We start from the raw sequence: 12769 nt of genomic DNA on the forward strand, positions 1-12769 counted from the left end.
AAAATGAATACAGTAGATGCAAGAGGCCGCTCTTGCCCCGAACCCGTGATCATGACAAAGAACGCGCTGAGCAAAAACGGCAACAAGGCCACCGTGCTGGTGGATAACCAAGTGGCCGTGGATAACATCACACGCTTTGCCACCAATAAAAAACTGAGCGTCAAAGTTTCTAAAAAGGGCGAAGATTTCGAAATCGTTATCGGATAGGAGAGAGATTCGTTTGATCTATGTTGCCACCTTTCACACGCATTTCGGCGCAATGACCATGCAGCGAAAATTAAAAAAAGCGGGGGCCGCGGCGCAGATGATGCCCGTGCCCAGAAGCCTGAGTGCTTCCTGCGGCGTTTGTGTTCGCTTTGAAGCGGACAGCCCCGAAACAGCGCGCGGCGCAGAAGATCTGGAAGCTGTGTATCTGGAAGAAAACGGCGGCCATCGGCTGCTGTTCCAGGGCGATTGATGAAAAAAGAGAGGATGGGGCCGCCCTATCCTCTCTTTTGCGTTGCAAGCATCAAGCCTTTTGGTGTATAATCGGTTATACTATGGTTTCGGCAGAAGAAAAACCGAAACGAAGCACCATCAAAAAGAAAACAGGCCATGCACTATAAAATAGGAACTGGCGGGGGAGTTATATGGAAATCAAAAAAGAACTTTTGAGGAAAATTCCGAAAGTGGATGAAGTGTTGGCGACCAAAGAAGCGCAGAAGCTTTTGGAAAAAGGCAATCGCACCACGGTCACCGAGGCTGTGCGCGCCGTGACCCAGCAGCTGCGCGAAGAGATTTTGAACGGCGGTTCGCCCGAAGTGACACGGCAGGCGGTTTTGAAAAAATCGCTTCATCTGGCCGAAGAAAACAGCCGCATGAGCCTGCGCCCCGTGATCAACGCCACCGGCATCGTTCTGCACACCAATCTGGGGCGCGCCGTGATGAGCCATGAAGCCGCTGTGGCGGCCATGGAAGTGGCGGAAAACTATAATACGCTGGAATATAACTGTGAGATCGGCCGCCGCGGCAGCCGTTATGACCATGTGGAAGAATTGATCTGCCGCCTGACCGGCGCCGAAGCCGCCATGGTGGTGAACAACAACGCCGCCGCCGTGATGCTGATTCTGGGCGCCATGGCAAAAGACCGGGCCGTTGTGGTTTCACGCGGGGAACTGGTAGAGATCGGCGGGTCTTTCCGTGTGCCCGAGATCATGGAACAGAGCAATTCCACTTTGCGCGAGGTGGGCACCACCAACAAGACACATCCCGAAGATTACATCGCCGCCATCGATGACCAGACAGCGGCGCTTTTGAAAGTGCATACCAGCAACTATAAGATTTTGGGCTTCACCGAAGAAGTTTCGCTGGAACAACTGGTGGAGATCGGCAGAGCGCATCATATCCCCGTGATCTTCGATCTGGGAAGCGGCGCGCTGGAAAGCCTGGCCCCGCTGGGCATCTATGATGAACCCACGGTCACACAGGCTATGAGCGCCGATGCGGATGTGATCAGCTTCAGCGGCGATAAGCTTTTGGGCGGCCCTCAGGCGGGCATCATCATCGGCAAAAAAGAATGGATCGCGGCCATGAAAAAGAACCCGCTGACCCGCGCGCTGCGCATCGATAAACTGACTCTGGCGGCGCTGGAAGCCACGCTGCGCATTTATCTCGACCCCGAGCAGGTGATGAAAAAAATTCCTACCTATCGGATGCTTTCGCTGACCATGGAAGAGCTGAAAGGAAAATGCCGCCGGCTTATCCGCCGACTGAACGCCAAATGCCCCGAGCTGCGCTGCGCGGTTTCGGAAGAAGAAGGCCAGGTGGGCGGGGGCAGCGTGCCCACCCAAATGATCAAAACAGCGGCGGTGGCCATCACCTGTGATGCGATGTCGCCCGATGAACTGGAAAAACGCCTGAGAGAATGCCGCGTTCCTGTGATCGCCCGCATTTCGAAAGAACGGCTGCTGCTGGATATGCGCACGGTGGATGACAAACATTTTGCCTATCTGGCAGAATGTTTCGATGAAATTTTACACCGCTGAGCAACGGAGGAACAAGCATGAATCATATCATTATCGGCACGGCCGGCCATGTGGATCACGGCAAAACCTGCCTGATCCGCGCCCTGACAGGCTTTGAAACAGACCGCCTCAGTGAAGAAAAAAAGCGCGGCATCACCATTGAACTGGGGTTTGCGTATCTGGATCTTCCCGATGGGCAGCGCGCGGGGATCATCGATGTGCCCGGGCATGAAAAATTTATCCGCAATATGCTGGCGGGCGCGGGCGGCATCGATCTTGCCCTGCTGATCGTTGCGGCGGATGAGGGGGTCATGCCGCAGACCATTGAACATCTGGGCATTTTATCTCTTTTGGAAATCAAAAGAGGCATCATCGTGATGACGAAAATTGATATGGTGGATGAGGATTGGTGCGAACTGGTGCAGGAAGATATCCGCGCGCAGGTGAAAGGCACCTTTTTGGAAAATGCCCCCATCATGCCCGTTTCCTCTTATACCGGAAAGGGCATCGAAGAACTGAAACAGGAAATTTATCGTCAGGTGGCTCTGGTGGGCGATAAAAAAACGGAAACGCCTTTCCGCATCCCCGTGGATCGTGTGTTTTCGATGGAAGGTTTCGGCACGGTGATCACCGGCACCATGATCGAAGGCAAGCTTTCCGAAGGCGAAGAAGTGATGCTGTATCCCGGCGAAAAGATCGGCAAAGTGCGCAATATCCAGGTGCATTCGCAAAGCGTGAAAACCGCTTATGCCGGCCAGCGCGTCGCCGTGAATTTTTCCAACCTGAAAAAAAGCGATATCGAGCGCGGCGATGTGGTGGCGGCCATGAACAGCATGCATGCTTCGATGATGGTGGATGTCAGGCTGAATGTCTTGAAAGACGCCCAGCGCGTGATTAAAAACACTACCCGGCTTCATTTATATTATGGTTCCCGCGAAGTGCTCTGCAAAGCCGTATTGCTGGAAAAAGACCAGCTGGGGGCCGGCGAAAGCTGCTATGCGCAGCTGCGCCTGGAAGAAAAAGTGGCGCTGAAGGCGGGGGATCATTTTGTTGTTCGCTTTTATTCGCCCCTGGAAACCGTGGGCGGCGGCGTGGTTTTGAACCCCTTCCCCGAAAAACATAAGCGCGAAGAAGAAGATGTGATTGAAGGGCTGAAAATTCTTGAAACCGGCGACGAGAAGCAAAAACTGGAGCAGGCCATAAAAGAAGGCAGCAAGCAATATCATCCGCTTTCGTTCATCGCCGTGCAGATGGGCTTTTCGAAAGAAAAAGCCGTTGCTCTGGCCGAAGAGCTGGTGGGGGAAGAAAAGCTTGTGAAAATCACGCCGGATCTTTACCTGCATCAGGAATTTGCCGAAAAACAGGGCAAGCGGCTGAGCAACCTTCTCAGAGAGTTCCACACCGCCAACCCCTTGAAAGAGGGCATGAAAAAAGAAGAACTGCGCTCGCGGTTCCTGCCCCAGCAGGAACAGGCCGTGGCCGACGGCATGCTGGCCTATTTTGAAAAGGTGCAGCGCATCAAGTTCGTCAACGGAAACGCCTCTCTTTATAAATTCACCGTCAGGCTGGATGATGAAACCGCCCGCATGATGAAAGAGATGGAAAAGATCTATCTTGACGGGGGATATGCGCCCCCCGCCACCGAAGAGGTTTTGGCCCAGATGGGGCGCGACCAGAAAAAAGCGCAGCAGGTGCATTCAGCTCTGGTGGGCGATAAAACACTGGTGCGCATGGATGCGCAGATCTGCTTCCACCGTCAGCATTATGACAGGGCCGTGGCGCTGATCTGCCAGACGGCCCGGGAAAAGGGCCAGATCACGCTGGCGGAAGTGCGCGATCTGCTGGGAACCTCGCGCAAATATGCCATCACCATTCTGGAAACGCTGGATCGTGAAAAGATCACCAAAAAAGTGGGCGACGCCCGCGTTGTCATATAATTCACTCCGTGAATTGCGAAAAGGCGAAAAGAATCTGCTTCTTTTCGCCTTTTTCACGCAGAAAAGAAGACTTTTGAAAAAAATCAGGAAACTATCCAAAAAATGCGATAAATCTTTCAATAATTTGCGAAAAACAGCGAAAATCGGCAGAGAAGGGCGAACAGCGCCGGAAAGCCGGATAAAAGTGTTGCAAAACGACAGATGCTATGATAGAATAATTACGCTTTGAGCGAAATGCTTACTGTATACTTGTATATGGGAGTAGATGGGTGCTGGTGTGCCCTCTGGTCTTCAAAACCAGTAATAGGGGTTAATAGCTTCTTAGGTGGGTTCGATTCCCACATACTCCCGCCAACTTTCCTTTATTGATAAAACCGATAAATACAATCCTGAAATATAGCTTTACTTTTCATAAGTTTGTGTTAAAATATAAACGAACTGAATAAGCGGGATGAAACCTGTCGGGAGAGACTATCAAACAGGATAGCGCCGAAGATGCAAGTAGCTGCTTCGTCAAAGCTGCTATGAAACTTTCAGGCAAAAGGACCGAAGCGGACCGCACTCTGAAAAGCCAAACAAGGCGCCCAAGGAGCAACGGCGAACAGCCGGAATCTCTCAGGCAAAAAAACGGAGACGAGCGACGATATTTTCTGCAATTCCTGCAGAGAATAAGTCGCTTTTTTATTTGTTTAAATTTGTGGGGATAACCTGTTAAATTTCATCCTTTTGCCTTGCTTTTAAAGGCGATTTAGTGTATCATAATGACAGAATAGGTTAAAAAGAACGGTCTTATAGATGGAATAAATAAAAGCAATGATTTCCATCGGGGAAAACAATAAAGAACATGGGAGAGCATGATGGCAAACTTTGTGATTGTTACGAACAATAAACGCGTGGCTGATAAATATTCCGCCGAATATGAGGTAGAATACCACGATGTTAAATATATCGATGTTCTGACGATCGTTCGCGATAAGATCCACAGCGGCCACAAACTGCTGACACATCCGCTTTCCGGCAGCGTCAAACCCAATGAAACGCCGTTTAAATCTATTCTCATCACCAAACAGAAAAAATCTCTTGATGCGGAATCCTTGAGGATCATCGAAGAATCCATCGTCACCTGCCGAAAATTCGGGAAATCGAAATTCGCTGTGATGACAGACGAAATTCTGGATGATTTCAGCGCCATCGATTGCAGCCTGATCGATAACGCCATGGCTTCGGCGATCGCGCAATAACCTTTCACTCATTTTGTCATCAATTTCTACAAGTAGAAAATGATATACAATTAATTTATGGAGGTGCTCACATTGAAACTGGAACTTGGATACGTAAATATCCACGATATTCAGTTCGCCAGCGAATCCAAGGTTGAGAAGGGTGTTCTTTATGTCAATAAAGAAGACATCAAAAACCTGGTTCTGGAAGACGAGAATATCAAAGCAGTTGAATTGGAAATCGCAAAACCCGGCGAGAGTGTTCGCATTATGCCCGTTAAGGATGTTATCGAACCCCGCTGCAAGGTAGAAGGCCCCGGCGGCATGTTCCCCGGCGTCATCGCTAAGGTTGATACAGTCGGCTCCGGCAAGACCAATGTCTTGAAGGGTTCTGCCGTTGTTACAACCGGCAAGATCGTTGCTTTCCAGGAAGGCATCATTGATATGTGCGGCGAAGGCGCGAAATACACACCGTTCTCCGCTCTGAACAACCTGGTGCTGGTTTGCGAACCCATCGACAACCTGGAACGCCACGAGCATGAAAAATCCGTTCGTATGGCTGGCCTGAAGACAGCTACTTTCCTGGGCAACCTGGCCAAGAACATCACTCCTGACGAAGTGAAAGTGTTCGAAACCCCCGGCCTCAAAGAAGGCATTGAAAAATATCCCAACCTGCCCCGCGTGGCTTATGTTCAGATGCTGCAGAGCCAGGGCCTGATGCATGACACCTATGTTTACGGCGTTGATGCAAAGAGAACTCTGACCACCATCATGAACCCCACAGAAGGCATGGATGGTGCGATCCTGAGCGGCAACTGCGTATCCGCTTGCGATAAGAACACCACATACCATCACCTGAACAACCCCGTTGTTGCTGATCTGTTCGAACAGCACGGCAAAACATTGAACTTTGTCTGCATGATCCTGACAAACGAAAATGTCTATCTGGCCGACAAACAGCGTTCTTCCGACTGGACAGCTAAGCTGTGCCGTCTGCTGGATCTGGATGGCGCCGTTGTTTCGCAGGAAGGCTTTGGCAACCCCGACACCGACCTGATCATGAACTGCAAGAAGATCGAACTGCAGGGCGTTAAGACTGTTATCATCACCGACGAATATGCCGGCCAGGATGGTAAATCCCAGTCTTTGGCTGATGCTGATCCTCTGGCTGATGCTGTTGTTACCGGCGGCAATGCCAACATGGTCATCCATCTGCCCGCAATGGACAAAGTTATCGGTTATCCCGAAACCGCAAACATCATCGCCGGCGGCCATGAAGGCAGCCTGAACAAAGACGGCAGCATCGATGCCGAACTGCAGGTCATCACTGGCGCTACAAACGAACTCGGCTTCAACAAGCTGAGCGCAAGATAAGAGAGAGGAGGATACGAAAATGAGCAAAATTAAAGTCGTTCATTATATCAATCAGTTCTTCGCGAACATCGGCGGCGAAGAAATGGCTGACTATAAGCCTGAAAAAAGAGCTGGCATCGTAGGCCCCGGCCTGGCATTTAAGAATGCTTTCGGCGAAGAAGCTGAAATCGTTGCCACAATCATCTGCGGCGACTCTTATATCGGCGAACACACAAAAGAAGCTGTTGCTGCTGTCCTGGAAATGGTGAAGGAAGAAAAGCCCGATCTGTTCCTGGCTGGCCCTGCTTTTAACGCCGGCCGTTATGGTTTTGCCTGCGGCGAAATCACAAAGGCTGTTAAGAAAGAACTGGGTATCCCCGTTCTGACCGGTATGTATAAAGAAAACCCCGGCGCAGACGCTGCGAAGGAAGTTTATATCGTTCCTACAAAGAACAGCTCTGCCGGCATGAGAGATGCTGTTGCAAAGATGGCTCCTCTTGCTCTGAAACTGGCAAAGGGCGAGCAGATCCTGTCCTCTGCTGAAGACAACTATATGCCCAACGGCATCCGCGTAAACTTCTTCGAAAAAGAAAGAGGTTCCAAGCGCGCTGTTGATATGATGATCAAGAAGCTGGCCGGCAAAGAATTCACAACAGAATTCCCCATGCCTTCCTTCGACCGCGTTGCTCCCAATCCTGCTGTTAAGGATATGGCTCACGCAAAGGTCGCTCTGGTTACTTCCGGCGGTATCGTTCCGAAGGGCAACCCCGATCATATCGAATCTTCTTCTGCTTCCCATTATGGCAAGTATGATATCGAAGGCGTTATGGATCTGACCGCTGACACATATGAAACAGCTCACGGCGGCTATGACCCGACTTATGCCAACGAAGATGCCGACCGCGTTCTGCCTGTTGATGTCATGCGCGATCTGGAAAAAGAAGGCGTTATCGGCAAGCTGCATCGTTATTTCTACACCACTGTTGGTAACGGCACAGCTGTTGCAAGCGCAAAGAAATTTGCTGAAGAATTCTCTAAGGAACTGAAGGCTGACGGTGTTGACGCCGTAATTCTGACCTCCACGTGAGGAACCTGCACGCGTTGCGGTGCAACGCTGGTTAAAGAAATTGAAAGAGCCGGCATTCCTGTTGTGCATATGTGCACAGTTACACCTATCTCGATGACAGTTGGCGCGAACAGAATCGTTCCGACAATTGCTATCCCCCATCCTCTGGGCAACCCCGCTCTGACACATGCAGAAGAGAAAGTCCTGCGCCGTCATCTGGTCGACAAAGCCATCAAAGCTCTGGAAACCGAAGTCACCGAGCAGACAATCTTCGAATAAACTTTTAGGAGTACTTTGAAATGAGCAAGATTTATGATGTCATCATCGTCGGCGCCGGCCCTGCAGGTCTTGCAGCGGCTCTCTATGCCGGCAGAGCTCGCCTGAGCACGCTTGTCATTGAGAAAATCAAAGACGGCGGCCAGATCGTGATCACCGATGAAATCGAAAACTATCCCGGCGCAGTAGAAGGCGAATCCGGCCCCTCTTTGATCAAAAAGATGGTGGATCAGGCCAACCACTTCGGCGCTGAAAAAGTGTTCGATACTATTGTCGATGTTCAGCTGGAAGGCGATGTGAAAGTGCTGAAGGGCAACAAAGACACCTATCAGGGCAAGACAGTGATCATTGCCACAGGTGCTTCGCCGAAGCCCATCGGCTGCCCCGGTGAAAAAGAGCTTACCGGTAAGGGTGTTTCCTATTGCGCAACCTGCGACGGCAACTTCTTCGAAGATTTCGAAATTTATGTTGTCGGCGGCGGCGACAGCGCAGTTGAAGAAGCCATGTATCTCACGAAGTTCGGCAGAAAGGTCACTTTGATCCACCGCCGCGGCGAACTGAGAGCGGCTAAATCCATCCAGGAGAAGGCGTTTGCCAACCCCAAGATGGCGTTTATGTGGGATACCGTCATTGATGAGCTGAAGGGCGAAGATATCCTGACAAGCATGGTCGTCAGAAACCTGAAGACCGGCGAAGTGAAGGAAATCGAAGCAGATCCCGAAGACGGCACATTTGGCGTGTTCGTATTTATCGGCTATGATCCCCAGTCTAAGGTCTTCGAAGGCAAAGTGAACATGGAGCATGGCTATATCATCACCGATGAAGATATGCGCACAAACATCCCCGGCGTTTATGCCGCCGGCGATATTCGTGTGAAGAGCCTGCGCCAGGTAGTTACCGCAGCAGCAGACGGCGCGATTGCCGCTGTGCAGTGTGAAAAATATCTGGGCTAATTCAATTACAAATCTTTTAAGGAGGATATTCCCATGATCGAATTGACAAAAGAAAACTTCGAAGAAGAAGTGCTGAAAGCAGAAGGCAAAGTTTTCGTTGACTTCTATGGCGATGGCTGCGTGCCCTGCGCCGCTCTGATGCCCTTCGTACATCAGTATGCTGAAACCTACGGCGACAAGCTGAAGTTTTGCGCACTGAACACCACAAAGGCAAGAAGACTGGCAATCGCACAGAAAGTTATGGGCCTGCCCGTTATGGCGATCTATGAAAACGGCGCTCAGATCGATTCTTTGATCAAAGAAGACTGCACACAGGAAACGATCGAAGCAATGATCAAAAAGCACATCTAAGTGCATTTCTAACTTGTGTTCTGCCGATCCCGGCATCAGCCGGGATCGGTTGACAAATAAAATTAAACGAAGGAGGAATATGTCATGAGTTTGCTTAATGGTAAAAAAGTCATTATCATCGGCGACAGAGATGGCATCCCCGGTCCCGCGATTGAAGAATGCGCGAAGACCGCCGGCGCAGAAGTAGTTTTCTCCTCTACGGAGTGCTTCGTCTGAACCGCCGCTGGTGCAATGGACCTGGAAAATCAGAAAAGAGTTAAGGATTTCGCAGAACAGTACGGCCCCGAGAACATCGTTGTTCTTTTGGGTGCTTCCGAAGCTGAGGCCTCTGGCCTGGCTGCAGAAACTGTAACTGCAGGCGATCCTACTTTTGCCGGCCCGTTGACAGGAGTCTCGTTGGGACTCACAGTTTATCACGCTTGCGAACCTGAAGTTAAGGCTGAATTTGATGCTGGTGTTTATGAAGATCAGATCAGCATGATGGAAATGGTCCTCGACATCGATGAAATCGCTGCCGAGATGAAGAGCATCAGAGATCAGTACTGCAAATATCTCTAAAGAAATGTGGGTGATGTGGTGATAAGTCACCACATCACCTTTTCTTTTTGCAGAAGCAAAAAGCCCGAGACGGAACATAACCGGCAGAAAACAAGCTGCCGTTCATGATAAGATGAAGATCTCAGAGCCGGACGGTTGGTTCCGCCCCGGTTCTCGGGCGTGAAAACGATTTCCTCCGGCCAACCAAAGTTATTTTCACCGGCGCCGCGCCGGTTTAATAAGAATAAAACTCTAAATTTAAGAGAGGCAGTGAACAAAAATGAACAGTGTTATCAAAGGCGCAGGCTATATCCTGGTTCATACCCCCGATATGGTGCTGCACAACGGCACCACCCAGACAACCGAAATGATTGTCAACCCCGAATCCGAATATCTGAAAGAACTTCCCAACCATCTGCGTTCTTATGAAGATGTTGTGGCTTATATGCCCAACCAGACCTACATCGGCAACATGACCCCCGATGAGCTGGCCGCAGTGGAACAGCCCTGGGTTGGCAAGAACATGGAAAACGCTCAGCGTTATGGCCAGTTCGGCGAAATCATGCCTCAGGAAGAATTCCTGCTGCTGATGCAGGCTTGCGATGTGTTCGATCTGATCGAAATGGACAAAGCATTCGTCGCGGCACATAAAGAACAACTGGCTTCCGACCCCGTAATCACAGAAGAGATCATGGCCCGCATCAAAGAAGGCGTCGACGCTTCTGTTGTGGCCGATCTGGTGGAAAAAGAACATTCCGAGCCCCTTTATCACAACAATGTTCTCGTTGGCTGCGTAAAGAGAGCCCATGATGTGGATGTAAACCTGAACGCCCATGTCATGCTTGAAAACATTGTTTGCAAGGCTTCCAGCGTTCTGGCTATCCTGCATGCAGTGAAAGCTTCCGGCGTTGAAAAAGACGAAATCGAATATGTCATCGACTGCGCAGAAGAAGCTTGCGGCGATATGAACCAGCGCGGCGGCGGCAACTTTGCAAAGGCTGCTGCTGAAATTGCCGGCCTGAACAGCGCTTCCGGTTCCGACCTGCGCGGCTTCTGTGCTGCTCCTTCCCATGCGATGATCGAAGCTGCTGCACTGGTTGCTTCGGGCGCTTATAAAACTGTTATGGTTACAGCCGGCGGCTGCACAGCCAAGCTGGGCATGAACGGCAAAGACCATGTGAAGAAGGGCCTGCCCGCCATTGAAGATGTTCTGGGCGGCTTTGCTGTGATCGTTACCGCCAACGACGGTGTGAACCCCGAAATCAACATGGATATGCTGGGCAGACATATGGTCGGCACAGGTTCCGCACCTCAGAATGTTATCGGCTCGCTGGTTGCGGCGCCTTTGGCAAAGGGCGGCCTGAAGATCACCGATATCGATAAATATTCCCCCGAAATGCAGAACCCCGATATCACAAAGCCCGCCGGCGCAGGCGATGTGCCTCTGGCGAACTATAAGATGATCGGCGCTCTGGCTGTTAAGAACGGCGACATGGCGAAAACCGATCTGGCCGCTTTCCCCGCAAAGCATGGTCTGGTTGGCTGGGCTCCCACACAGGGCCACATTCCCTCCGGCGTTCCTTATATCGGCTTTGCTCGTGAAGACATTCTGGCCGGCAAGATCAACAATGCAATGATCATCGGCAAGGGCAGCCTGTTCTTGGGCAGAATGACAAACCTGTTTGACGGTGTGTCTTTCATCATTCAAAAGAATTCCGGCGCTCAGGAGCAATCCTCCGTTTCCGAAGACCAGATCAAAAACTTGATCGCAAAGGCTATGAAGGAATTTGCTGAAAACCTGATGTCTGAAGACGCAGAATAAGGGGTGCAGATGATGGCGAAAAACTTTATTGAAAAGACCATTGCAAATACATTCATGGATATTGCAAATGGCCTGGAAACAGGCAGCTTTGGCAAACGCGCCAAGGTTGCGCTGACCGGCATGGGCAGTGAACATGGTGAAGAAAATGCAATGGCTGCGGCTGTGATGGCTGCAAAAGCCGGTGTGGATGTTTATTACATCGGCACACTGGAACACGAAGGTGTCAACACCGTTAAGGTTCCCGACGAAGAAGCCGGCCACAAGAAGATGGAAGAGCTGCTCAACAACAAAGAAGTTGACGCGGCAGTTACCATGCACTATCCGTTCCCCATCGGTGTTTCCACCGTTGGCCGTGTTGTGACCCCTGCTACCGGCAAAGAAATGTTCATTGCCAACACCACGGGCACATCTTCCACCGACCGCATTGAAGGCATGATCAAGAATGCCATTTATGGCATCATCGCGGCGAAAGCCTGCGGCATTGCCGAACCCACCGTGGGCATTCTGAATGTCGATGGCGCCCGCCAGACCGAAGCAGCACTGAAAACACTGGCAGAAAACGGTTATCCCATCAAATTTGCCGAATCTTCCCGTGCGGATGGCGGCTGCGTGATGCGCGGCAACGATGTGCTGAAGGGTTCGCCCGATATCATGGTCACCGATTCGCTGACAGGCAATATCCTGGTGAAAATGCTGTCTGCCGCAACCACCGGCGGTTCCTTTGAATCCACCGGCTTTGGCTATGGCCCCGGCATCGGCGAAGGCTATGACAAACTGGTCATGATCGTTTCCCGTGCTTCCGGCGCACCTCTGGTTGCCGGCGCGCTGAAATATGCATCAGAGCTGGTAAACGGCAAGGTCTTTGAAGTCGCAGCCAAGGAATTTGCTGCGGCGAAGAAGGCCGGTCTGGATAAGATCCTGGCCGACCGCAAGGCCGCGGCCAACAAGAGCGCTGCTCCCGCTGAAGAAGTGGTTGCACCTCCGAAGGAAATCGTTACCGCTGCCATTGCCGGCATCGAAGTTATGGATCTGGATGATGCGGTTTCCGCCTTGTGGAAAGAAAAGATCTATGCCGAAAGCGGCATGGGCTGCACAGGGCCTATCGTTCTGATTTCTGAAGCCAACTTTGAAAAATCGGTTGAGATCCTGAAAAAAGCAGGATATGTTCAGTAATTGAGCGCTTTTTAACAAAATAAAACAGGGTATGCCGCAAAAATGCGGCATACCCTGTTTTTGCGTCCGCGCTTCCCA

General features: G+C 51.0%; 12 protein-coding genes, 1 tRNA gene and 1 riboswitch. All 13 genes read left to right on the forward strand.

What is annotated here, in order from left to right; all coding sequences use genetic code 11:
• Positions 1–3 precede the first annotated feature (3 nt).
• Positions 4–207 carry a sulfurtransferase TusA family protein gene (locus ACJA3I_RS04895; protein ID WP_458863645.1) on the forward strand — a complete coding sequence of 68 codons (204 nt, stop codon included), beginning with the start codon at positions 4–6 and terminating at the stop codon, positions 205–207.
• Positions 208–220: 13 nt separating this feature from the next.
• A complete protein-coding gene (locus ACJA3I_RS04900) occupies positions 221–457 on the forward strand; it encodes a DUF3343 domain-containing protein (protein WP_458863646.1) in 237 nt (78 codons plus the stop codon).
• 172 nt (positions 458–629) lie between these two features.
• Positions 630–2024: an L-seryl-tRNA(Sec) selenium transferase gene (gene selA / locus ACJA3I_RS04905; RefSeq protein ID WP_458863647.1), complete on the forward strand. Its 1395-nt coding sequence runs from the start codon at positions 630–632 to the stop codon at positions 2022–2024.
• Positions 2025–2041: 17 nt separating this feature from the next.
• Positions 2042–3940 carry a selenocysteine-specific translation elongation factor gene (selB, locus tag ACJA3I_RS04910; protein WP_458863648.1) on the forward strand — a complete coding sequence of 633 codons (1899 nt, stop codon included), beginning with the start codon at positions 2042–2044 and terminating at the stop codon, positions 3938–3940.
• Positions 3941–4197: 257 nt separating this feature from the next.
• Positions 4198–4294 (forward strand) — tRNA-Sec (locus ACJA3I_RS04915).
• Positions 4295–4392: 98 nt separating this feature from the next.
• Positions 4393–4499, forward strand: a riboswitch (glycine riboswitch).
• Between the two features lie 298 nt (positions 4500–4797).
• On the forward strand, positions 4798–5181 hold the full coding sequence (locus ACJA3I_RS04920; RefSeq protein ID WP_458863649.1) for a GrdX family protein: 384 nt from the start codon (positions 4798–4800) through the stop codon (positions 5179–5181).
• A gap of 72 nt (positions 5182–5253) precedes the next feature.
• A complete protein-coding gene (locus tag ACJA3I_RS04925) occupies positions 5254–6534 on the forward strand; it encodes a glycine/sarcosine/betaine reductase component B subunit (RefSeq protein WP_458863650.1) in 1281 nt (426 codons plus the stop codon).
• A gap of 19 nt (positions 6535–6553) precedes the next feature.
• A complete protein-coding gene (gene grdB, locus ACJA3I_RS04930; protein WP_458863651.1) occupies positions 6554–7858 on the forward strand; it encodes a glycine reductase complex selenoprotein B in 1305 nt (434 codons plus the stop codon).
• A 20-nt stretch (positions 7859–7878) separates the two neighbouring features.
• Positions 7879–8808, forward strand: a complete 930-nt coding sequence (gene trxB / locus ACJA3I_RS04935) for a thioredoxin-disulfide reductase (RefSeq protein WP_458863652.1) — start codon at positions 7879–7881, stop codon at positions 8806–8808.
• A 33-nt stretch (positions 8809–8841) separates the two neighbouring features.
• Positions 8842–9159, forward strand: a complete 318-nt coding sequence (gene trxA / locus ACJA3I_RS04940; RefSeq protein WP_458863653.1) for a thioredoxin TrxA — start codon at positions 8842–8844, stop codon at positions 9157–9159.
• Between the two features lie 84 nt (positions 9160–9243).
• Complete coding sequence (gene grdA, locus ACJA3I_RS04945) at positions 9244–9717, forward strand: glycine/sarcosine/betaine reductase complex selenoprotein A (protein WP_458863654.1); 474 nt, start codon at positions 9244–9246, stop codon at positions 9715–9717.
• Between the two features lie 259 nt (positions 9718–9976).
• Positions 9977–11518, forward strand: a complete 1542-nt coding sequence (gene grdC, locus ACJA3I_RS04950) for a glycine/sarcosine/betaine reductase complex component C subunit beta (RefSeq protein ID WP_458863655.1) — start codon at positions 9977–9979, stop codon at positions 11516–11518.
• Between the two features lie 12 nt (positions 11519–11530).
• Positions 11531–12691 (forward strand): glycine/sarcosine/betaine reductase complex component C subunit alpha, encoded by a 1161-nt coding sequence (gene grdD, locus ACJA3I_RS04955; protein ID WP_458863823.1) that lies wholly within the window; start codon positions 11531–11533, stop codon positions 12689–12691.
• Positions 12692–12769: the final 78 nt, after the last annotated feature.

The sequence above is a fragment of the Acidaminobacterium chupaoyuni genome, from assembly GCF_047936785.1.
In the GTDB taxonomy this organism is placed as follows: Bacteria; Bacillota; Clostridia; order Oscillospirales; family Butyricicoccaceae; genus Acidaminobacterium; species Acidaminobacterium chupaoyuni.

What these genes read in the sequence shown, in the direction of transcription:
- trxA (WP_458863653.1), top strand. Translation starts at nt 8,842, where the DNA reads ATGATCGAATTGACAAAAGAAAACTTCGAAGAAGAAGTGCTGAAAGCA.
- grdC (WP_458863655.1), top strand. Translation starts at nt 9,977, where the DNA reads ATGAACAGTGTTATCAAAGGCGCAGGCTATATCCTGGTTCATACCCCC.
- ACJA3I_RS04920 (WP_458863649.1), top strand. Translation starts at nt 4,798, where the DNA reads ATGGCAAACTTTGTGATTGTTACGAACAATAAACGCGTGGCTGATAAA.
- grdD (WP_458863823.1), top strand. Translation starts at nt 11,531, where the DNA reads ATGGCGAAAAACTTTATTGAAAAGACCATTGCAAATACATTCATGGAT.
- ACJA3I_RS04895 (WP_458863645.1), top strand. Translation starts at nt 4, where the DNA reads ATGAATACAGTAGATGCAAGAGGCCGCTCTTGCCCCGAACCCGTGATC.
- selB (WP_458863648.1), top strand. Translation starts at nt 2,042, where the DNA reads ATGAATCATATCATTATCGGCACGGCCGGCCATGTGGATCACGGCAAA.
- selA (WP_458863647.1), top strand. Translation starts at nt 630, where the DNA reads ATGGAAATCAAAAAAGAACTTTTGAGGAAAATTCCGAAAGTGGATGAA.
- trxB (WP_458863652.1), top strand. Translation starts at nt 7,879, where the DNA reads ATGAGCAAGATTTATGATGTCATCATCGTCGGCGCCGGCCCTGCAGGT.